The sequence below is a fragment of the Nocardia sp. CA-129566 genome (assembly GCF_050956075.1).
GTDB lineage: Bacteria > Actinomycetota > Actinomycetes > Mycobacteriales > Mycobacteriaceae > Nocardia.
The window spans coordinates 5567526-5588740 of record NZ_CP192085.1 but is presented as its reverse complement, the minus strand read 5'-3'; the positions used below and the strand labels follow the sequence as shown (position 1 = coordinate 5588740).

Annotated in this window: 12 protein-coding genes; 4 read left to right on the top strand and 8 right to left on the bottom strand. The window is 66.8% G+C overall.

The window, feature by feature from the left end; genetic code table 11:
* Positions 1–22 precede the first annotated feature (22 nt).
* Together ACQP0C_RS24210 and ACQP0C_RS24205 are read left to right on the top strand one after the other, a co-directional pair.
* A complete protein-coding gene (locus tag ACQP0C_RS24210) occupies positions 23–718 on the top strand; it encodes a class I SAM-dependent methyltransferase (protein WP_433734641.1) in 696 nt (231 codons plus the stop codon).
* A gap of 3 nt (positions 719–721) precedes the next feature.
* Positions 722–1531, top strand: coding sequence for a class I SAM-dependent methyltransferase (locus ACQP0C_RS24205; RefSeq protein WP_433723369.1), 810 nt, complete (start codon positions 722–724; stop codon positions 1529–1531).
* A 161-nt stretch (positions 1532–1692) separates the two neighbouring features.
* Here ACQP0C_RS24205 and ACQP0C_RS24200 read toward each other — a convergent pair whose 3' ends face one another.
* Positions 1693–2109: an acyl-CoA thioesterase gene (locus tag ACQP0C_RS24200; RefSeq protein WP_433723367.1), complete on the bottom strand. Its 417-nt coding sequence runs from the start codon at positions 2107–2109 to the stop codon at positions 1693–1695.
* A gap of 305 nt (positions 2110–2414) precedes the next feature.
* Here ACQP0C_RS24200 and ACQP0C_RS24195 point away from each other — a divergent pair, with 305 nt between their 5' ends.
* Together ACQP0C_RS24195 and ACQP0C_RS24190 are read left to right on the top strand one after the other, a co-directional pair.
* Positions 2415–2819, top strand: a complete 405-nt coding sequence (locus ACQP0C_RS24195; protein WP_433723365.1) for a hypothetical protein — start codon at positions 2415–2417, stop codon at positions 2817–2819.
* Positions 2820–3340: 521 nt separating this feature from the next.
* Entirely contained in the window at positions 3341–3958 is a 618-nt protein-coding gene (locus tag ACQP0C_RS24190) for a M15 family metallopeptidase (RefSeq protein ID WP_433723363.1), read from the top strand.
* A 166-nt stretch (positions 3959–4124) separates the two neighbouring features.
* Here the strand turns inward: ACQP0C_RS24190 and ACQP0C_RS24185 are convergent, their stop codons facing one another.
* The 7 genes from ACQP0C_RS24185 to ACQP0C_RS24155 form a co-directional block, all read right to left on the bottom strand.
* Positions 4125–5444: an MFS transporter gene (locus ACQP0C_RS24185; RefSeq protein ID WP_433723361.1), complete on the bottom strand. Its 1320-nt coding sequence runs from the start codon at positions 5442–5444 to the stop codon at positions 4125–4127.
* 17 nt (positions 5445–5461) lie between these two features.
* The gene (locus tag ACQP0C_RS24180; RefSeq protein ID WP_433723359.1) at positions 5462–9673 is read right to left on the bottom strand and encodes a TIGR02680 family protein; all 4212 of its coding nucleotides are present in this window, start codon (positions 9671–9673) and stop codon (positions 5462–5464) included.
* Positions 9674–9676: 3 nt separating this feature from the next.
* Positions 9677–11098: a TIGR02678 family protein gene (locus ACQP0C_RS24175; protein ID WP_433734640.1), complete on the bottom strand. Its 1422-nt coding sequence runs from the start codon at positions 11096–11098 to the stop codon at positions 9677–9679.
* Positions 11098–12585 carry a TIGR02677 family protein gene (locus ACQP0C_RS24170; RefSeq protein WP_433734639.1) on the bottom strand — a complete coding sequence of 496 codons (1488 nt, stop codon included), beginning with the start codon at positions 12583–12585 and terminating at the stop codon, positions 11098–11100. The genes ACQP0C_RS24175 and ACQP0C_RS24170 overlap by 1 nt, the downstream gene beginning before the upstream one ends.
* Before the next feature lie 257 nt (positions 12586–12842).
* Positions 12843–16778 (bottom strand): CHAT domain-containing protein, encoded by a 3936-nt coding sequence (locus tag ACQP0C_RS24165; protein WP_433723357.1) that lies wholly within the window; start codon positions 16776–16778, stop codon positions 12843–12845.
* 68 nt (positions 16779–16846) lie between these two features.
* On the bottom strand, positions 16847–18040 hold the full coding sequence (locus tag ACQP0C_RS24160) for an XRE family transcriptional regulator (RefSeq protein ID WP_433723356.1): 1194 nt from the start codon (positions 18038–18040) through the stop codon (positions 16847–16849).
* A gap of 479 nt (positions 18041–18519) precedes the next feature.
* On the bottom strand, positions 18520–21123 hold the full coding sequence (locus tag ACQP0C_RS24155; protein ID WP_433723354.1) for an AMP-binding protein: 2604 nt from the start codon (positions 21121–21123) through the stop codon (positions 18520–18522).
* Positions 21124–21215 lie beyond the last annotated feature (92 nt).

Here is a 21215-nt window from a genome sequence, read left to right as displayed (position 1 = left end):
AGCAGCCGCCGGATCCAGTGCGATACAGCAGATCACTTGGGAGAACACTATGGGACTTGCCAGAGATATCACCACGCGTTATACGAGCATCGAATCGAGCTTCTACGACCGCACAATGGCACGCGCGGTGCGATCGAATCAGGCCGGGTTGGTCGAGAGCCTGCTGGCCGATGTGCCGATCGGGGGCTCGGTACTCGATGTCGGCTCCGGCGGTGGGCAATTGGCGATCGCGATCGCCCGGCGTAGCCCGGATGTTCGGGTCATCGGCGTGGACTTGTCGCCCGATCAGGTGGCACGTGCCGGTGAACGTGTGGACGGGGTGGCGCAGCGTGTCCGCTTTCAGGTCGGCTCGGCCGAAAACCTCGAATTCCCGGACAACCACTTCTCGACCGTCGTCAGCGTCGGTTCGATAAAACACTGGGGGGACCGTGCCCGCGGGCTTGCCGAGATGGTTCGCGTGCTGCGGCCGGGCGGCCGGCTGACGGTGCTCGAGATCGATCGCGGCTGTACCTTTCCGAGTGCCTCGAATTACATTGCGCGGGCAAACCTGCCGCGCCTGGCCCGGCTTCCGGTGCTGTTGCACTTCAGGACGTTCATCGCGGGACAAAGTCTGGATCTGGAAGAGGCGCGCCTGCTGGCCGATGAGCTGGAACTATCGAATGTCAGCGTCAGCCGCATATCGGATGACCCGACCCTGCTCATCGTCGGGAGGAAGTGAAAGATGCCCGCGTTCACCCCGCACAGCGACTCCGACGGTTCGAATACCAAGATCAAGAGCAAATACCAGGAGCTGTACGACGGCATTTCGAAGTACCTGAATTCTGCGCCGGGCGGCAACTCGACACACTTTCTGAACTACGGATACCGCAGTCTCGGCGGGCCCGACGAGGCGCGGCTGGATGTGCCCGGCGGCGTTCCCGGTGCGGATTCCATGCGGCTGGTGTTCGAACTCGTCGGCCCGGTCGAATTGGCGAATCGATCGGTGATCGACATCGGATGTGGCCGTGGCGGACCGGCGAGCCTGATGGCCGGAAAGCTCGGAGCCGTCGTCACCGGAGTGGATCTTTCCCCCGAGGCGATTGCATACTGCCGTCGAACACACCGGGCTGTGGGAATGCGATTCGAAACCGGAGATGCGGAAGCGGTGCCGCTCGATGCGGGATCGGCCGATGTGATCACCAATATCGAATCTTCACATACCTATCCGAGCATGCGGTCGTTTCTGTCGGAGGTTCGCCGGCTGGTCCGCCCAGGCGGGTGGTTCCTGCACACCGACATGTTGTTCGGTGGTCGGTGGCGGGAAGTGCGCAGCACTCTGGAGACGCTCGGTTTCGCAATCGAGTCCGACCGCGACATCACCCAGAACGTGCTCGCATCGCGAAATGCGATGGCGCGGCACCGGAGTGGCGCCGATACGCGGAATCCGATCCTCGACAATATCCTCGGGCTGCCCGGCTCCGATGTATACAACCTGCTGGAGAGTTCCGCGTGCGAGTACCGGATCGTGCGGTCGAGACTCGGAGGTAGTTGAAACAGTTGCTGTAATCACCGGCCTGAGTAATCACAATTATGACGGTGGCCGCCCGCATAGCGGGCGGCCGAGCCGGGGCGATCCCGGCGGCCCGACATTCACCGACCCCCTGAAGCCGATCATCCAGCGGCCCAGGGAATTTCGGAGTGGCGGGTAGGTAGCTAAAGGCCGAGCACTTCCGGTGATTCGGCGAGCTTGCGCAGCTGCCCGGCTGGATCGGCCACGAGCTTGCGGGCCGCCAGATCCAGGACGCCGCCGACGACGTCGAATTGTGCGGAATCGGTGCCGTCCAGCTTTCGGATCTTCTGGTGCATCCGGTAGATCTTGCCGCCGCTCCATTGGCATTCGCAGCTTACGGTGACTTCGTCGCCGAGGTGCAGTTCCCGGAGGTGCTTGATATTCGATTCCAACACCACCAGCCCGATCCCGGCGGTGGCCATCTTCTCTCGCTCGATGCCGGCCACGCGCAGCTGCTCCCAGCGCGCATGGTCGGCATATTGGTGGTAGACGGCCTGATTCAGGTGGCCATTGATATCGATTTCATAAGCGCGGACGGTAATGGGCACGAAGAAAGCCATAACCGGACATTACGGGTTCGGCGGGGTCGAATATTCGGGCGCCAGCCGTGATATATCGCACATTCTGCGATTGCCGGTCTGCGACAGGTGTTTTCCCTCCGGTCGGGCCGGTTTCGGCGGCGAGCGCATTCGCGTTCGGCCGAACGGGTCTGATCACCGCGGGACTCGGCGCTCGACCGCCCTCAGGGCATCGGTGCGGACACGGAAATGTCACCCCGGTTGCCGGGGTGGCATTGCCCTCGAAGCAAGGCACTCTTGAACCGGGTACATCGCCGCACTGGTGTCGATGGAGGTCGAGGAGGGCTATGAGTACGTTGGTTCGTATCTCGGAATCGGCCAGCCGCAGGTTGTCCGAACGCGCCGCTCGTGAGGGGACCAGTTCGACCGCACTGCTCAACCGTCTCATCCAGGAGGGTTTCGATCAGCTCGACCATCCCGGAATCGTCTTTCGAGGTCCCATCTCCGACCGCCGGGCGGCGCTGGCCGCCGGCCCGGATGTGTGGGAAGTCGTTGCACGCCTACAAGAACTCGACGGACCGGTGGAACGCCGGATCGCCGTACTGAGTCAGCAATCGGATCTGCAGTCGCGCAAGATCGAAATCGCCGTTGCCTATGCCCGGGCGCACGGGTCGGAGATCGTCGAGCGCATTGATCGCAATCGTGAAGCGGCGGAGACGATTCGCAGCTCGGAGTGGGCGCGTTTCGGCTGAGCTTTCCGCACGGGCATGGTGGCCCGGCTCGAGCACCCAGTTGAAATCTGCACCCTTTGTCAGGATTCGCACCCTTTGTGCCTGCGGATCCGGACAAAGGGTGCTTTTGTGTGTTCGGGGGTAGTCGGCGTGCGGGCAAAACCCCTGGGGCACAGGCGCAGTCGGTCTGCTCATGGGAGCTGTTGTCTGGGACGGCGGATGCGTTGTCGGTTTCTCGACGGTAGCTGGGAGTTGGTGATCGTGATCCACAGCACTGGAATACATTGTGGACAGCAGGATTTCCGCTGCGACAAATCGGACGCGGCACAGGATGTTTCGGACATTGGTGACTTATTGTGCTGTGTATATGTGGAAAGCTATGTGAATCGTGTCTGTTCGGACGCCGCAGTGTCCGTGCATTCGCCGGTGTGTTGCTATCCGGCAATCACCGGTCGGATGGGGGCGCCGGAGGCTGAGTGCCCGCTGTGGAGGCCGGGCGGAGATACGGAGTGGTTCGCGGCAGGGCCGTTACTATCGCTGGCATGTTGCTGACGCGTCGTGCCCGGCTGGGCATACCTGCCGCACTGTTTCCGGTGATCGTCGCCGCTGGGTTGGCCATGCCCGTCGCGGCCGCCGCACCGGTCGAACAGCGCGAGGTGGCCGGCAACGCGAGCGGGACCGAGGGACTGGAGCCGGGGCTTGCCACGGCGTACACGTTGGCGGAGAACCAGGCGCATGCCGAAGGTGTCCCGCTGTACATCAATTCCGGATATCGCACGCCCGCCGAGCAGCAGGCGCTGTGGGACGACGGAGTGCGAACCTACGGCAGTCCCGAAGAGGCGCGCCGCTGGGTGCTGCCGCCCGAGGAGTCGACGCACGTCCAGGGCCGCGCGATCGATGTCGGGCCGCCGGGCGGTGCGCAGTGGCTGGAGACGAACGGAAACCGCTGGGGCCTGTGCCGGATCTATCAGAATGAATGGTGGCACTTCGAACTCGCCACCACACCGGGCGGAGCGTGCCCGGCACTGCGCGCGGACGCGAGTGACGGCGGCGGCCGAACGCCAGTGCCGTCGTTGCCGAATCCGCCGGTCGTGCCGGTCCTGCCGATGCTGCCATCGATTCCGCTTCCGCCGTGGCTTAGCAGTTTGCTCGGGTTGTAGCCCCGCATCCCGCCGAACGGTCATCCGATCGCCGCCGATTCGGTGCTGGCCATGCGCCTCAGCCGACCTGCGTTGATCGGATGCCCTGCCCGGCAGAACCCGAACCCGCACAGTCCAAGACGATGCGCCGATCCCGAACGGCGGAGCGGCCGTGTCGGGCTGCGGTTCACCGGACGGGCACCGGCACCGCGATCTCATCCTGGGTGTGCGATGCCCGATTCGGCAGCGCCCGGCACAATACGGCCGTGCTGATCGTGCTCACCGCACAGACGGCGACGATGTAGCAGCTGACCGCCGTGGAGGTCGAGCCGGCGGTCCACAGCGCGGTCGCGATGAGCGGTGCCAGCGCTCCGCCGAGGATCACCGAGGTTTGCACGATGAGCGAGGTGCCCGAATAGCGCACCGACGCCGGGAACATCTCGGCGACAATGATTCCGCCGACGCTGTGGCTGATCGGTAGCGTGACGCCCATGCCGAGCAGCGCGAGCAGAACCACGGCCTTGTTTCCGGTGTTCAGCAGCGGGAAGTAGACCGCGCACCACACGGTCAGCGTGGCCGTGCCCGCCAGGAATACCCGACGCGTGGTGCTGCGGTCGGCGAGCGCGCCCCACAGCGGCATGGTCGCGGCCCAGACGAGCGAGGCGATGATGACGCCGAGTAGCAGGAAGTTCCGGCTGAATCCGAGTGCTTTGGTGCCGTAGCTCAGGGTGAATGCCATGAAGATGTAGACGACCGCCGAGGTGGCGATCGCGGCGAACAGGATCAGCAACAGTCGAACGGGCCCCACCCGCAGAGCGTCGCGCAGTGGGAACGCCGCGACCTCGCCGCGCCGGACGAGGGCGGCATAATCCGCGGATTCGGTGATGCCCAGCCGCACCCAGAGCCCGACCGCGACGAGAATCGCGCTGAGCAGGAAGGGAATTCGCCAACCCCAGGACAGGAATGCCGACTCCGGCAGCAGCGCGCTGATGCCGAGGAAGATCGCATTGGCCAGCACCAGTCCGGCCGGTGTGCCCATCTGCGGAAAGCTGGCGTACCGGTTGAGCCGCCCGCGCGGCGCGTGCTCCATCGACAGCACGACCGCACCGGCGCCCTCGCCGCCGAGTCCGACGCCCTGCACCAGTCGCAGAGCGACAAGCAGTGCGGGAGCCCAGAATCCGATGCTGTCGTAGGTGGGGATCGCGCCGATCAGCGTGGTGCTCACACCCATGAGGATCATCGAGACCACGAGGGTGGTCTTGCGGCCGATCCGGTCGCCGTAGTGGCCGAACAGCAGCCCGCCGATCGGGCGCGCGCCGAAGCCGACGGCGAAGGTGCTGAATGCCGCCAGCGTCGCGGCGGCGGGGCTCAGTGTTGGGAAGAACTGCTTATTGAAGATCAGCGCGGACGCCGTGCCGTAGAGCATGAAGTCGTACCACTCGAGGGTGGTGCCGACCAGGGTGGCGATGGCGACCTTGCGGTGGGGCGGGGTGGAGCTCGAAGACACTACTATCCATTCGGGTTTCAGCCAACGGGGGCGGGGGCGCCCGGCATATTGTCGAGAGTGAGGCCGCCTTCGATCCCGTTCGGGACGCGGCGACGGTCGGGGGAGCCGAGGGCCGCGGTGAGGTCGGTGCCGTCGTGTTCGGCGAGCAGATCACCGCTGTCCCATACCAATAGCGTCGCGCTGACGGTGTTCTCGGCCGCCGAGTGCGCGAGATCGTAGTGCGCGCAGCCCGGGACGTGCGGATAGGTGATCCACAGGTCATAGCCGGTCATGAACAGGTCGAGGTCGAATTGCACACTCAGGCCCAGCAGTTCGCTGCGGCCGTTGTCATCGACGCCCGCGAAGGCCTCGTCGAGTGCGAGCAGGCGCGGGGCCTGCGGATCGGCCGAATCGAGCATGACATGCGCAGCCGCGAACAGCGGCAGATGCAGTGAGACCGACTGCTCACCACCCGACAGCGCGCTGTGCCGGGCCACGGTCAGCTTGTCCTCACTGCCGTCGGCGGAGATGAGGGTGAACGAGAACACCCGCCAGGTCCGGTAATCCAGTGTCGCGGCGAGGATTTCGGGATAGGAACGCTCCGGATGTGCGGCGCGGGCGGCGCGGATCTCGGCGGCGAAATGGGCGCGGATCGCCGCCAGATCGTCGGCCACGAGCGAGGAGGCGTCGCGATCGAGCAGCTTGCACATGGCGCGGGCGGCATCGGAGAGACTGTCGGACAGGACCCAGTGCACGCCGATCGTATTGCCCGAGGACATGCGGCGCTGTTTCATCTCCGCGCCCATGCGGGCGATGAGATCGCGCGCGTCGCTGGTGCGTTCGTAGATCTGCTGGGCCAGACCGGTGAGCAGCGCGTCTTCGAGAATGCGGCGTTCGGCGTCGGTGAGCAGCAGTTCCTGATCGCGGCGGGCGGCTTCGATGCGGGTGGCGAAATCCGCGAGCGCCGACAGGCCGTTGTCGTCCTGGACCTGGACCACCGTCAGTCCGTCCGCGGCATCCCATTGCAGCCGGTAGTCGCGGCCGGAACCGGCGAGCGCGGCGTCGAATTCCTGTAGCGCCGAGGTGACCGCGCTGCGCGTGGATTTGCGGGCGGCCTCGCCCGCGCGCACGGATGACGTCGCCGCGGTGAGATTGTCGAACAGTTCGGCGACCTCGTCGGGCAGCACCTGGGGTTCGGCCTCCGGTCCGGCCGCCGAAATGCGGTAGAGCAGCTGTTCGGGAGTCGACCAGGCGGCGCCGCTGCTGGGCCAGCGGCTGTCGGCGGGAGCGCCGAGCAAGGTGAGCAGATCCGGTTGTGCATAGGGCGCGAGGGCCTTGACATCGGCGAGCACCTCGGTGAGCGCGGTGCCCAGCGATTCGTGCGCGGTGCGGAAGGCCGCCTCGGCGTCACCGATCGCCTCGATCGCCGCATTCGCGGCCTTGCGTGCGGCCTTCTGCTCCGCCCTGGTCGCCTCGATCTCGGCGCGGGCCTGCTCGAGTTCGCGATCGATATCGGCGGCGCCCGCACCCAGTGCCTCACGCAGCGTTTCGAGCTTGCGCAGCTGTTCCTGGTAACCCGCATCGGCGGCTTCGGCCTCCTCGGCGAAGGCCTCGGCCAGATCGCGGGCCTCATCGAAGCGGTCCGAACCCTCGCGTTCGCGTTCGCGTTCGCGTTCATGGTCGGCGCGCAGCCGCAGCAGGCCGGTTCCGGTGTTCTCGAAATGGCGGATGGCGGCGGCGAGGGCATCGATGTCGCGGGCATCGCGCGGGGTGCGGTGTGCCTGGGCGACGGAACGCAACTTCTTCTCGACCGCGGACGCCTCGGCCACCGCTTGGTCGAGGTCGCGCTCGGCCTGTGCCACCACCTCGGAGCGCGAGCGCATCATGCCCGCCGATTCCGATACCGCGCGCAGGGCGGCGGTCACCGCGGACGGGCGCGGTAATGCCTTGGCGGCAGCCGAGATTCGCGCGAGTTCGGCCGCGGCGGCGGCTTCATCGGCCTGCGCCCGGTGCTGGGCTTGCTCGGCTGCCTCGATCGCGGCGGTGAGTTCGGTGAGCCGGATTTCGCGGCGTTTGGCGCGGGCGGTGGCGCCGATGAATTCGGCCTCGGGCTTGTGATGGCGGCCCACCTGCACCCCTTGGCGGAAACCGCCGGTGGTACTCACCGCGACCTCGCCGCCGAGATCGGCGTCGTCGTCGTACAGGGCGATGGAGGCGAGAACATCGGCGACGACCTGCGCGGGCACCGTGAGGTCGGCCGAATCATTCTCGACGACAAGGACATCGGCGAGCGTGCGCCCGGATGGCCTGGCTTCGGGCGGTAGCGGAACCAGGAACTGATCGGAGGTGTAGTCCGGATGTTCGGATTCCGCGCAGACCCAGCTGTCGAGCAGATCGGCGGCATGCAGGGCGGCCTCGATGCCCGCGGCCTGCTGCGCAGTCACCGAATCAGCGAAGCGGACCAGCCGCCACAGCGGAGCACCGACACGACCCTCGGCATTGCGCGCGCGAGCGGCGAAAACCGGTGGGGCCTCATCGCGTTGGGCCGCGACGGCGTCGCGTTCGGTGCGCAGCGCGATGACACGGTCACCGGCGAGCGCGGCGTTGGCCCGCGATTCCTGACGGCGGGTGCGAATGTCGTCGAGGAGCGGTTCGGCGCGTTCGGCCAGCACCTCGGCGACACCGGCGGCCTCATCGGAGCCCGCGGTCGCCAATGCCGCGTCCAGCGCCTCGAACAGGCCTTTCCGGATGGGGGAGTAGACCTCCCGATGCGCATCCCACCAAGTGCGCAGTGCGCCAGCGGCTTCGGTGCGAGCCAGCACGACGGCGGCCTCGGCGGCGGAGACTTCGGCGGCGGCCGATTCGCGCAATGCCCGTGCGCGTTCGGCGAGTTGCTCGGCCCGGGTCCGTTCGGCCGTAGCGGAATCCATCAGCCCCAGGGCCTTGCGGACCGCGCGCACGTCGGCGTCGCGCTCCTCGGCATGTCCGCGGACCGCCGCGGTGAGCTGGTCGCCACGCGCCTGGTCGGCCGATCCGGCCCAGGTGATACCCGCCTCCTCGGCGGCGGCACGCAACTCGTCCTCACCGCGTGCCAATGCGGCGGCCGCGTGCTGTACCGCCGCCTTGGCGCGCTCGGCCTCCTGGCCACGCTGATCGAGGGTCTGGCGCGCCTTGAGCGCCTTATCCCGGTGCGCGCCCGCCGAGGTCTCCAGGCGGCGCACCGCGTCGGCGAGATCGTCGAGCTGCTGTTTGCCCTCGTAGGCGCTGGAGCGCTGCAGGGTTTCCCGGTCGGCGAGGGCCTGTTCGTAGGCGCGGTCGGCGTCGTCGGCGCGCGCCTCGGCCGCGGTGCGTTCGGCCTCGCGACGTTCGCGCAGTGCGGTGGCGGCGAACAGCGCGGTGCTCGCATGGGTCACCGCGTCGAGTCGGGTGCGCACCTGGTCGACATCGGTCTTCGCCTGTACCGCGAGGTATTTCCGGTACACCCCAACAAAGGATCTGGTCGCCGTATCGGCGTGGACCAGCCCCTCCAGCGTGCGCCCGACCTCCTCCATATCGCTGAACGAGCGGGCCGCGTCCAGGATCAGCTGCTCGTCGAGTGGGCGCAGACCGTCGGTGAGCGCCTGCGAAAGTCCGCGCGGATCGAGGTTTTTCGCGAGCTGCGGGCGGCGCAGCGTGAGAATGAGGTTGATCAGCTGGTCGTAGCGCTGGGTACCGAGGCCGAACATGCGCGCGTCGATCGCATTGCGGTATTCGACCGGACGGTCGACGATGGCGTCGGTACCGATCTGCTCGGCCAGCTGCTTGCGGGTGAGTGGCCGGTCGTCGGGGCCGATGAGCGAAAAGTCCACGCCCGCACGCCCGTCGGCGACGAAATACCAGCGGGTGACCTTATCGGAGGAGCGGGTGGCGCGCATGCCGATGCCGATGGTGACGACCTCCGGATCGTCCCATTTACCGCGCGCGAACTCCATCCACACATATGAGTACGCGGATTCCTGCTTGCGGTACAGCAGATTCGACTTCATGGTGCGCTCTTCACCGGCGAACGGGTTCAGTCTGCGCGGTTCGATCCGTCCGTCGAGTACGAACGGGAACAGCACCTCCAGGGCCTTGGTCTTACCGGAACCGTTGGGCCCGCGCAGCACCAGCCTGCCGTCGGCGAAGCAGTACTCCTGGTCGCGGTAGTCCCACAGGTTGATGATCCCGGCGCGGGTCGGGACGAACCGCACTCCGCCGTGGATGAGCGACATGTTTCAGATCCCTTCCGTACCAACGCTGTCGGCCCCGATGGTGTCGGAGGCGGTGACGAATAATTCGGCGGCGCGCTTCGTGCGGACGGTGACCACCGCGCCGCGGTAGCGCGCCAGGGCGGGCAGGATGATCAGGCCGTCCTCGACCACCTGGACCAGGCGCAGTCGTTCGAGCAGGGCGCTCACCTGCCTGGTCAGTCCCGGCACATCGGCCTGCCATTGCGCGGCGAAAGTGACACCATAGCGGTCGGTGAGCGCCTGCACGGTTTCGCCGACCCAGCTCGCTTCGACGAACGGGTAGTTCGCGCGCACCGTGGCCGACGCCGGCGCATCCGGATCCGGATCCGAATCCTGTTCCACCACTTCGGGATCGGTCGACGGGAGATCGGCGAGCGGGACGAATACGGTGGATTCCGGAATGGCGCCATCGAGCTGCTCGGCCAGTGCGAGCGCCGGATCGGGTGCACCGGGTCGGACCGGTACCGGGTTATCGATATCGAGTACGCGATCGGCGATCTCACCGACCAGCAGCAGCGCTACCTGCGCCAGCGTGCCGGTGCCCGGAAAGCGGACATCGGAGAGGCGTCCGGAGACATCGATCAGCGCGACGCCCTCGGCCCGGCGTTCGGCGCGCAGTCCGGTGAACAGTTCGACATCGGCGACGACCCGGTCCTGCATCAGCAGCGGACGTTCGTCGTAGGCCAAATCCTCGGCATAGACGACGGGACGCTCGACGAGGCCGCGGCGCACCCGGCGCGCGGCATCGGCGGCCGCCGCATTGGCGGCCGGGCCGTGCGCCATGGCGTCCTCGGTGAGCAGACCGTTGACGCTGTGCAGATGTTGTAGTGCGCGCGGCGGGCGGAACAGCGCGAAGACCACCGGTCGGTCGATGTCGTAGAGCGCCTCGCCCGCCTCCGGATCGGCGGCCCAGCCGCCCGCGTCACCGTCGGCGAGGGTGAGTGCGCCGCGGTGCGCGAGCCAGCCGACGGCGTCGACGAAGGCATCGCGGTCGGCGGCGCGGTCGGGGGACAGTTCGAGACCGTCGACGCGGCCGGTATAGGCCGCGACTTGATCGGCCAACTCCGACAATGTGATCTGATCACCCGCGCGGCCGAGGGCGGCCAGAGCCAGGGCCAGGTAGGCGTAGCGGCGGCGGTCGAAGATGCGTTCGGTGACGGCGCGGGCCGGTTTGCCGGAGTCCAGGCGATCGACGACCGGGAAGAGCCGGGCCGTCGTTTCGGTGACCTCGAGTCGGTAGCCGAACAGTTCGGCCAGGTCCTCGCGCAGTTCGGTGGCCCAGCGCCGGATCAGCGGCAGCGCGATCCGATCCGGAAAGGTTCTGGTGACCAGGTGGTTGGCGAGGATGACCCGGGCGGCGCGCTGGTAGTTGTCCAGCGCGAGGGAGTCGACGCGACGGGCGTGGATCATGCGCGCCGTCCCCGGGTCGTCTGCTCGACTTCCAAGCGGCGGTTGTTCAAATGCAGGAGGCCGCGGGCGGTGCGGACCACGGTCGAGCCGGGATGTTCGGAGACGGTAAGGGTGACGCCGCTGTCGGAGCCGGTGGTGCCCTCGATGCGGCCGCTGACCGGAACCCATGCGGTGGAGGCGGCGTCGAGCAGGCGCAATAGCACCTCGGTCTCGCGTTCGTCGAGAATGCGATCGTGCACATCGGCGGCGGCGAGGGATTTGGCGGCCTCCGCGCGGGCGCGCTGTGCCTCGAGTTGGGCCTCGCGCAGTCGGCGAATTCCGGCGTCGTTGCGCTGAATTCGAGCCGGGGCGCCGGCCTGCGGTGGTCTGCCGGTTTCGGCGAGGGTGCGCGAGATCTCCAATGGCGGCGCCTCCCACCAGGACCGGATCGCGGGGATCAGCTCCGCGTCCGGATGTTCCAGCGATAGGTGCCGTGGCCTGCCGAGACCGAAGACGGCGTCGAAGAGTGCGTGGGCGCTGTCGGCGGTGGGCGCGGCGGTGAACCAGCCAGCGAGATGGCGCAGTGCCGATTCCCGACTCACCCCGCCCTTGCGGGTCTCGGTGACCCGCCGCAGCAGCGACAGTACGGCGGCAATGGCGCTCATGGTCGCCTCGCGCAGGCGATCGGCCTCGGTCGAGGACGATTCGCCGGGAATATCGGAGGCCGTGGCGACGAACCAGGTCCGCAGCCCCTGCCAGCGCGCCCGCCAATCCGCTTGCCGCTCGGCCACACTCAGCAGCACCCGTTCGTCGCAGCCGGCCGCCCGCTCGATCAGTTCGCCGACTCCGGTCTCCTCGATCTCGCCGATCGCGGCGGCCAGCCGCGGCGCGAAACGGGCCAGATCCATGCTGAACTCACGCATATGCGCGAGCAGTGCGTCCTTGTGCGCAAGGAACGATTCGGGCGTGATCTCGGTGGTGCGGACCATATCGCCGAGCGAGAGGTAGAAATGCGCGGCCCGCGCCGCCATATCGGTGAGCGCGGCATCGAGACGGCGCAGTGTCCGGTAGACGCGCTCGGCATCACCGACCCTATTCGCCTCGGCGAGCGTATTCAGATCCGCCAGCAACTCCGGCAACACCAGTCGCGATAGTGCGGCCTCATCCAGTCGAGCCTCGAGGACCCCCGCGACCGCTCGGTACGCCTTGAATCCGGCCTGGGTGAGCTGATAGACGTAGTGCCGATTCCGATACTCCGCCAGTGTCGCCGCCCGCGTTCCGTCGTAACTGCGCTCGACCACACCCCATTGATGCAGCTGATCCAGCAGCGGCCCGATCTCCGCTCCCATCAGCCGCGGCGCATCGTCTCCGCTGCGCTCGATCCAGGTAGCCACATCGTCGGCGTGCAACAACACCACATACGCCGCGCGCGCACTGTCGAATGCCCGCAGCACCCACAGATACTCCGCCCGCTTCTCAGCGGTAGCGAAGGAAAACAGCCGCAACCGCTCATCCCACAGTGCGGGTGCGGCATACGGCAGGCCGTCAACGGAGTCGGTCACCGGGAACAGGGTAGTAGCGGGTCGGTCGCGGCCGTTACGTCCGACCCCCATTCGGCGTGGCTGTGTCCGGTTTGCTGCGGTTCGCCACTGGGCCGCTCACAGGTCGAATCGAGTCCGCAGCCCGATGCTGGCCTGCTCCAGCACTTCCGGTGCGGCGGATGCGGCACATGGTGCAATGCAGACGGGCGCTACCTGCGCAATCATGGCTGCTGAGGCGGAGGCAGGAGTCGCCGGAGCAAGGCCTTGCCCTGTTCGACCAGGGCGTCGATGCCGGCGGCCCGGTTCGGCTCGACCGTGTCGAGGACTCGATCCAGGTTGGTCATCGCGAATTCCATATCGCGCAGGGCGCGTGGGCTGGCGGGGTCGGTTTCGAGGACGTCCTTGGCGATCGAGAGGGCTTCGCGGTAGACCGCGACGGCGGTGTCGTGGTCGTTCTCGCGTTCGGCGGCGTCGCCGATGGCGGACAGGATCAGGCCGACATCGCGGTGCAACTGCAGATTTTCCGGGTCGGCCGTGGCGAGGCGGCGGGCGATGGTCAGGGCCGCGGTGTTGTGCCGGAAGGCGAGGGTGTAGGCGCCGGTGGCGGCGGCGACCTTGGCGAGCTGGTGATGGGAGATGCTCAGATCGCGTCGCTTTTCGGTATTGGTCGGGTCGGCCGCCGCGAGTTGCTGTGCCAGAGTGAGGGATTGGGTGTAGTGGTGGTCGGCCGACAGGTAGTCGGCGGTGCGCATGGCCAGATCGCCGAGTTTGTCGTGCGAAATGCTGAGGTCGCGCTGATTTCGGGCGTTAGCGGGATCGTCATCGGCGAATTTGCGGTGGATGGCCAAGGATCGGGTGTAGTGGGTGCGGGCGTTGTGCAGTTCGCCGAGTTGGAGGGCGACATCGCCGCAGCGGTTGAGGGCGATGGCGAGGTCGCGCTGATATTCGGCATTGCCCGGATCCTTTGCGGCGAGTTCGCGATGGATCGCCAGGGATTCGGTGAAGAAGGTCACCGCTTCCTCGGGGGTTTCGAACAGCAGCGCGGTGTCACCGATCTGCTGCATGGCGATGGCGACATCGCGGGCGATTTCGGTGTCGCCGGGATCGGCCCGGGAGAGTTCGGTGCTGATGAGGAGCTTTTCCAGATAGTGGCGGCTTGCGGTATCGCCGTGACCCGCGCGCATGGCCAGATCGCCGAGTTTGCCGTGTGCGATGGCCAGGCCGCGCCGGGATTCGGCGGCATCGGGACCCGAGTCGGTGAGATCGCCGTGCAAGGTGAGGGATTCGGTGTAGAGGTGCTGTGCGCCGTCGAGATCGGCGGTCAGTACCGCGAGATCGCCGAGTCGGAGGCAGGCATTGGCGAGATCGCGGCGCAGTTCGGTGCGGGCGGGGTCGTCATCGGCGAGGGTGCGTCGGATGGCCAGTGCTTCGGTGTGGTGGGCCAGGGCGGCGGTGAGATCACCACTGCGCACGGCGATATCGCCGAGGCTCTCCAAGGCGCGGCTGAGGACCTGTTGCATCTCGACGTTGTGTGGGTCGGTGCTGGTGAGATGCCGTGCGGTGCGCAGGGATCGGCTGTAGTGCTCGCGGGCCGTGCCGAGATCGCCGGCCAGCATGGCGAGTTCGCCGAGGGTGTCCAGGCCGAGCACGAGTGCGCATCGGGCTTGCGCACTGCCCCAGGAGGATTGCACTCGGGCCCGCAGCACGCTGACCAGAACAGTCTGGCGATTGGTTGCGGCACCGAGATTTCCGGTTCGGCGCAATGCCCGTACCTCACGCTCGCCGAGCTCGAGATAGCCGGGAGTGTCATCGGGCAGGGTGGGCATGATCTCGCCGAGCAGCGCGGCGACCTGCAGTTGATCCAATTCCCGGCAGCAGGGGATGGCAAGTTCGGTGAGTTCCGCGTACCGGCCTGCGGCGAGCAGATGTCGGCATGCCTCGCTGTAATCGTCGAAATCCCGGAAACCGGCGGAGATCCGGGCCAGCCGCATCGCATAGGCCCGGCTGTGGCGGCCGATGCGATCGGGGCCCTGATGGGCGTCGAGCGCCTGGGCGACCCACGGGTGCACGACATATCGGTCGTCGTCGGTGGTCAGCAATGTCAACCTGAGCAGGGTTTCGATGGCCGCCAGCACGGTACGGCGCTGCGTGCGCGTCGCGTCGGGACCGAAGCGGGCGTGACAGATATCCAGATCCCGCAGTGGCGTCCGCGATAGCGAAATCTGCAGCAGTAGTTCACGTTCGGCCGCATCGAGCAGGTCCACCAGCGCGTCCACCAGGATATCGCGGGAGCCGAGCACCACCGCGGTATCCAGACTTTCGGCCAGCGACCGGTCCTGACCGAGATCGACCGCATGCTCATCGGCCAAGCGGCGCAACTTTTCACCGACCGGTCGCAAGGTGCCGTCTCCACCGCGCAAAAGCGCGTCGACGAATTCGATGAGCCGGGGATGACCGCCGATGGTGCGCGCGACGAGCTGACGCTCAGTCGGTCCGAGACCGCTGATCTGGGGGAGCCGCAGAAACATTCGCTGCAACTCGGCCGGACTCAACGGCGTCAATCCGACCTCGGTGAGACCACCGGGTATCGGATACCGGCAGGTGACCAACAGCCGTCCCGTCGCCGCGACGCGGCACAACTGCGAAAACTGTTCAGCGAAACCAGGATCGAGGAATGCCGCGCCGCCCGGCCGGGTCAGGTTCTGCTCGAAATCATCGAACAGCAATAGCAATCGGCTGCCGGCCAAAAGCCGACGAATGTGTTCGAGCACCTGCCCGTCGCCATCGCGGCCCAGCTCATCGGCCACCGGGCGCAATGCGGGATCGTCCTGGATGGCCGCGCGCACGGCGGCGCACAGTGCCGTCGGATTCCATTGCCCAACATGTTCGGCGATATGCCAGCCACGTTCGCGCATGCGCGCGGCAACTCGTCCGGCCACCGCAGTCTTCCCGAGTCCGCCCATCCCGGTGATCACCGCGCCGGGGCCGCCGCCAGGGGTGTCGAGCAACCGCACGATATCGCGCACCGGCCCCCGGCGGCCGATGAGATATCCGACCGGCAACTCACGCACCGTCGCACCGCTCGGCGCCTGGGTGCGCCGAGCGAGTGGTCGCGGCGGCGCGTTCCGATTCCACAGCGGCCGGTCCGCCACCCCGGTCAGCAGCGTCGGCACGAACCACTCGGGCGGAATCACCGCCGCGTCGGCGAGCCGCTCCTGTTCGAGGGCATAGCGCGCCTGACTCAGCGCGGCGGCGACCGATCCGGCGGAAAGCATGGCGTAGAACGACTTCGCCAATTGTGTGGCATACCGATCGGATACCCGCGTCTGCATGACGAGCACCCGCTCGACACCCCCACCGATCAAGGTGCGCGCCAACCCGGCGGGCCCACCATCGATGCCACCGCAACTCGACAACACCACCAACGGCAGTGCCCGCCCTGACGCCCGCAGTGCGGCAATGAGATCAGCGGCCTCGATAACATCCGGATCGCCATCCTCATCCTCCAACTCCAGCAATGTCGCCGACCCGTGCGCACTCAGATGCAGCACATGGAATTCCTCGGCCCGCAGCGCCGCGGTGATCTGCTGCAGCGAAGCCACTTCCAGAATGCGCACACCGCCGCCACCCTCGGTCGGCACCTGCGATACCGCATCGAGGATCGCCTGCATCTCCGCCTCGACATCCAATGCGACATTCGCCGTGCGAGTTTCGGTCGGCGCGGCCACCGCGGCCAGGATCTTCATCGGCCCCGGCGCGAGTACCGGGGCGGGCTGCCCGGCACCGGAATACCGACGCGAGACGGCCACAGTGGGCCGCATGGCCAGCGGCAGGTCGTCGGCGAGTATCAGCATCTCGTACGGCAACAGCATTGTGTCGTCGTCGACATCGAAGACCACCTCGGTATCGGATCCGTCGACGAGCCGGGTGAGATGCCAGGTCGTGTGCGGTTCGAACAGCGCGTCACGCAGCGCCGTGCCGATCTGGATGACCGTCCTGCGCACGGTTTCGGGCTGACCGCCCACCACATCCCACGCGAACGCCACCTGTTCGGGCAGCGGCGCGACCCGTTCCGCGATCGGCGCACCCGCCTCCAGCACCGTGGTCCGCAGGGATTGGTCCGCATCGCGACGCACAATGACGCGAACTCGATTCATCGCCCTCCCTAACCACAAGCGATGAGCCAAAACTACCGCGAATCAGCAGATGCCGACGAGCAAAATGATCACTCGGGCGAGAGCGCCCGCAATTGATCCAGATACACCATGGCGCGCGGATCGCCGGGAAAACGTTCGATGATTTCGCGCGCGGCCTCACCCGCGATCCACATCAGCGACGGCAGCGACCGGCGCTTCCCGGAGAAGGCTCGCATGCCCTCGTGCACCGCCATCTCCAGATCGCGGGCGCGCACGGCGACTACCGCGAGGGTCAGATGCGCCTCGGACACCCGCATCGGATTGCGCACCGTCCCGTCGGCTCTGGTCGAGTTCCGGATGACTTCGCGCGCATAGGATTCGGCGAGCGTATCCTCGCCCGCGACCCGGCAGCAGTCCATGGCGTAGAAGTCGAACTTCTGTGGATCGACCACGAAATGGTTGTCCAGATTGGTCGGATGGTCGAGTCGCTCGAGAATAGCTCGGCCCTGCTTCAGCGATGCCTCCACCTCGCGCCGATTCCCCAGTCGGGCCCAGGCCTTCGCACGTTGTGCGGCCAATTGGACACCGACACCGAGTGTGCCACAGGTCGGCAGCGCCAGGTCGACGGCCTCGATCGCGCCGCGGTAGTTGCCCTGGGTGAGGGCGAACCAGGCGGCCATTTCCGCACTCCAGCCGGTGATTTCGGTGTGCTCGGCCTCTTGGCCGAGTGAGTGGGCCGCGCGGCGGGTGGCCTCCGCGGTGGTGCGGCGGCCGAGATCGTAGTCCACGCAACCGACCAGCAGTGCTACCCAACCGGCCAGTACGAGAATTTCCCGATGCTGGGACAAGGTCAGGCGGCCGTCGAGCAGGGAGGTGATGCGGCGCAGCCACGATGTGCCCTCGGCGTGCAGATCGTGCGGATCGGCGAAGGGGTACTCACAACACAGCCGTTCGGCGGTGATTCGAATGGCGTCCAGTGTGGCGCAGGAGACGTCGGACATCCGCAGTCGGCCGATGAATTCGAGAGTGTCCATGCCGGTGGCCGAGAGCAGTTCGTCATCGCGGTTCGGGCGGTTCTTCGGGAAGAACGCGGCCGTCACCGTATCGAATGCGGCCGCGATGATCGGAGCATAGAAGTCATCCGGTCTCGACTCACCCGACTCCCAACGTCGCCAATTCCGAAGCAGGGTACTGTCTGTCGGCAGGTTGTGCGAAGACTTCGCGCGCATCACACGGACGGCGTCGGCTTGTGACCACCCCCGCGCATCGCGTTCGGAACGCATTCGCACAGCCCAGACGGGTCGATCGTCTCCAGCGGCCACATCTGTAGTATCGCACCAGTTAACGCTCGGTGGCCCGGATAGGGCATACAGATGTCACTGGGTTGACACCTGCACTCGCAGTTTTGCGTCCTACATGCTGGATATGGGCGCGGAGGGTTTGCCAAGTCCCGTATGTAAGAACATCTGCTCTTGCACGTGCGCAGTACCCCTCGGCGACGGGGGTGATCCACAGAACAGAACAGCGAGAGATCCCCAATCCAACGGAGGTTCGGGTGGAAGCGTTGATCTATGGATACTTGCGTGACGATCTGGCCGATGGCCACGGTGCAGAACTCGAGGATGCGATGAGCAGCCTCGCTCGCGAAGAAGGGCTGTGCTTCGCCGCAACATTCCATGAATCGACTTCCGGTGACGGCACGGCATTCGCCGAGCTGACCCAGGAGCTCAAGCGGGCTGACGCGCACCACGTCGTGGTTCCATCACTCGATCACTTTGCCGGCCAGACGATTCCGCGAGACATTCTGCTCGCGAAGCTGGCCCAGGACGCGGCGGCCCAGGTGTGGACCATCGAGAGCTGCGCTCTTCGAGAACAGGCCCTTCCCGAACAAGCTCTGCACGAGGACTGACCTGCGGCGCAGATTCGTCACCAACCACGTCGCGACCACACCGGCCCCGAGTGATGCGAGCAGCGCCGCGACATGGTGTTGCCCGAACGGCGGATATACCTGCCAGTGCAGCAGATAGACGAATAACGAGCTGTCGGCGAGCAGCGCGGCCACCCCGGCCACCAGCGCGGGCACCCGCACCGCGGGCAGCCAGATCAGCAGCAGCAGTCCGGCCATGACGAGCCGCTCTCGATCGAGAACGCCGAAATAGCCGGGCACCGAGGCCAGTAGCACCGTGCTCACCAGTAGCCGCTGCCAGATCGAGGTAGCCTTCGCGGCCGCCCAGCCAAGGGCGAAGAACCAGCAGGCCAGCGGCGAGAACGGCACATCCCTGGCCGGGTAGAGCCCGAACGACCAGATCCGGAACACCATGGTCAGCGCCACCAGTCCCATGGCGAACCAGAACGGGTCGCGGCGTGCGAGGCCATCGATGAACGGCACGCGCACCAGCAGCGCGGCCACCGTCATGAACAGCACCAGCACCTCGATGAACCACAGGTGCCCCGCGGTAGGGCTGTCGCGCGGGCCGAGAATCTTATTGAGCAGCAATACGTTCTGCCAGCCGTAATAGTCGGTGAACAGGAGCGTGAGCGCCACCCAGCCGGCGGTCGGAACCGCGATGAGCGCCACCGTGTGCAGCGCGTTGCGCAGTCGTTCGGCGCGCGGGGTCATGGTGACGGCGAAGCGGGCGAAGTTGAATCCCGCGACGCCGAGCAGGATATGCGCCGCGCCCCAGAGCACGAACATCCCGATATGCGAACCCGCGATGAGGACGATCCCGGCGGCGCGCAGCAGCGTCGGTGTGTCGACCGAGCGGCCGAATGCGGTGCGGCCATGCGGAACCCGCTCGAGTTCGGCGATGGTGCGATCCGGCCAGTTCGCGGGCAGCCGGCCGAGTGCCCGCTCGAGGCGGGTCGCGGTGGTGATGTAGGTCAGTGAGTTGCCGCCGAGGTCTACGAAGGTACTGTCGGGGCGGATCAGGGCGGGGTCGATGCCGAGGGCAATGGCGTAGAGCGCGCGGATATCGCGAATCGGCAGATCGGGTTCGGATGCGCGCAGCTGCGCGATCGCCGAATAGTCGGGCTTTCCATTGGGCAGGCGCGGCATTTCCGCGACGGCGCAGGTGCGGATGGCCGCGGCGGGCAGACCGGACAGTCGAGAGACGGTCGCCGCGAGCGATTCCGGCGGATTCTCGGCGGCGACTACCAACTGGTCGCCACTATCGGTGCAGCAGGCGGTGAAACCGGCGGCGGCCAAACCGGATTCGAGCCGCTGCAAATCGATGCGCAGTCCGAAGATCTTGGCGAAACGGCTGCGCCTGCCGACCACCTGATACATACCCTCGGGTGTGCGCCGCGCGAGATCACCGGTGCGCAGTGATTCGACCAGGTGGCCCAGGGCGAGATCGCGCGGGCAGCGGGCGTAGCCCATCATCACATTGGGGCCGTGATAGACCAACTCGTCATGATCGCTGTCCGGCACCGGCTCCAGAGTGAACCGGCCGCCGGGTATCGGCACACCGATGCAGTCCGGGTGTTTCCCGGCCAATTCCGGTGGCAGATACGCCATCCGCGCGGTGGCCTCGGTCTGGCCGTACATCACCACGAAGTTCCATCCGGCGCGCTCGCCGAGCCGCGCGTAGGCGCGCACCCGCTCGGGTGCGAGGCGGCCACCGGCCTGGGTGATATAGCGCAGATCGGGCAGCCGCATGCGGTCGAAGCCGATGCGGTCGAGCAGATCAATGGTGTAGGGCACGGCCGCGAACGAGGTCACCCGGTGATCGCGGACCTCGTCCCAGAACTCGTCGTCGAGCACCGATCGGCCGGTGAGCAGCAGGCTCGCGCCGCGCAACAGATGGCTGTGCACGACCGACAGTCCGTAGCAATAGAACATCGGAAGTGTGGTGGCAGCGCGATCATCCGGGTCGATGCCCAGGTATTCGGCGATGGCCTGCGCATTCGACCGCAGGTTGGCGGCGGACAGGCGCACCAGCTTGGGCGAGCCGGTCGAGCCCGAAGTGCTCAGCAGCAGCGCGAGATCCGGATGCAGGCGGTGCGCCGAGGTCTCGCGTCGGACCTCGACGTCGCCATCGATCACGACATCGGGATCGTAGGTGGCCAGCAATTCACCGGTGACCTCCGCGGTGAGCAGGACGACGCAGCCCGCGCTCAGCGCGCCCAGATACGCGACGAGGGAATCGATATCGTTGCGTGCCGCGAGCGCGACGAGGCGCCGGTTCGCACCCAGCTGCCGCGCGTACTCCTCGACACGTGCCGCCAGCTGCGCATAGGTGATCCGCTCCAAACCATCCGGCACCGATTCCGCAGCTGTGACGGACGCCGATGGAGATCGAGAGCAGAGGACGGCGATCCGGTCGTCGAAAGTGCGAAGGTGCGCGACGATCCGGTGAATAGTCACCGGGGGAGTCTAGATGGCAAGCCTTTCCATACCTACGAGTGGCCCCCTGGCGAACTTTCGGTGAATTGTCCGAAAATCGAATCGCTACGGCC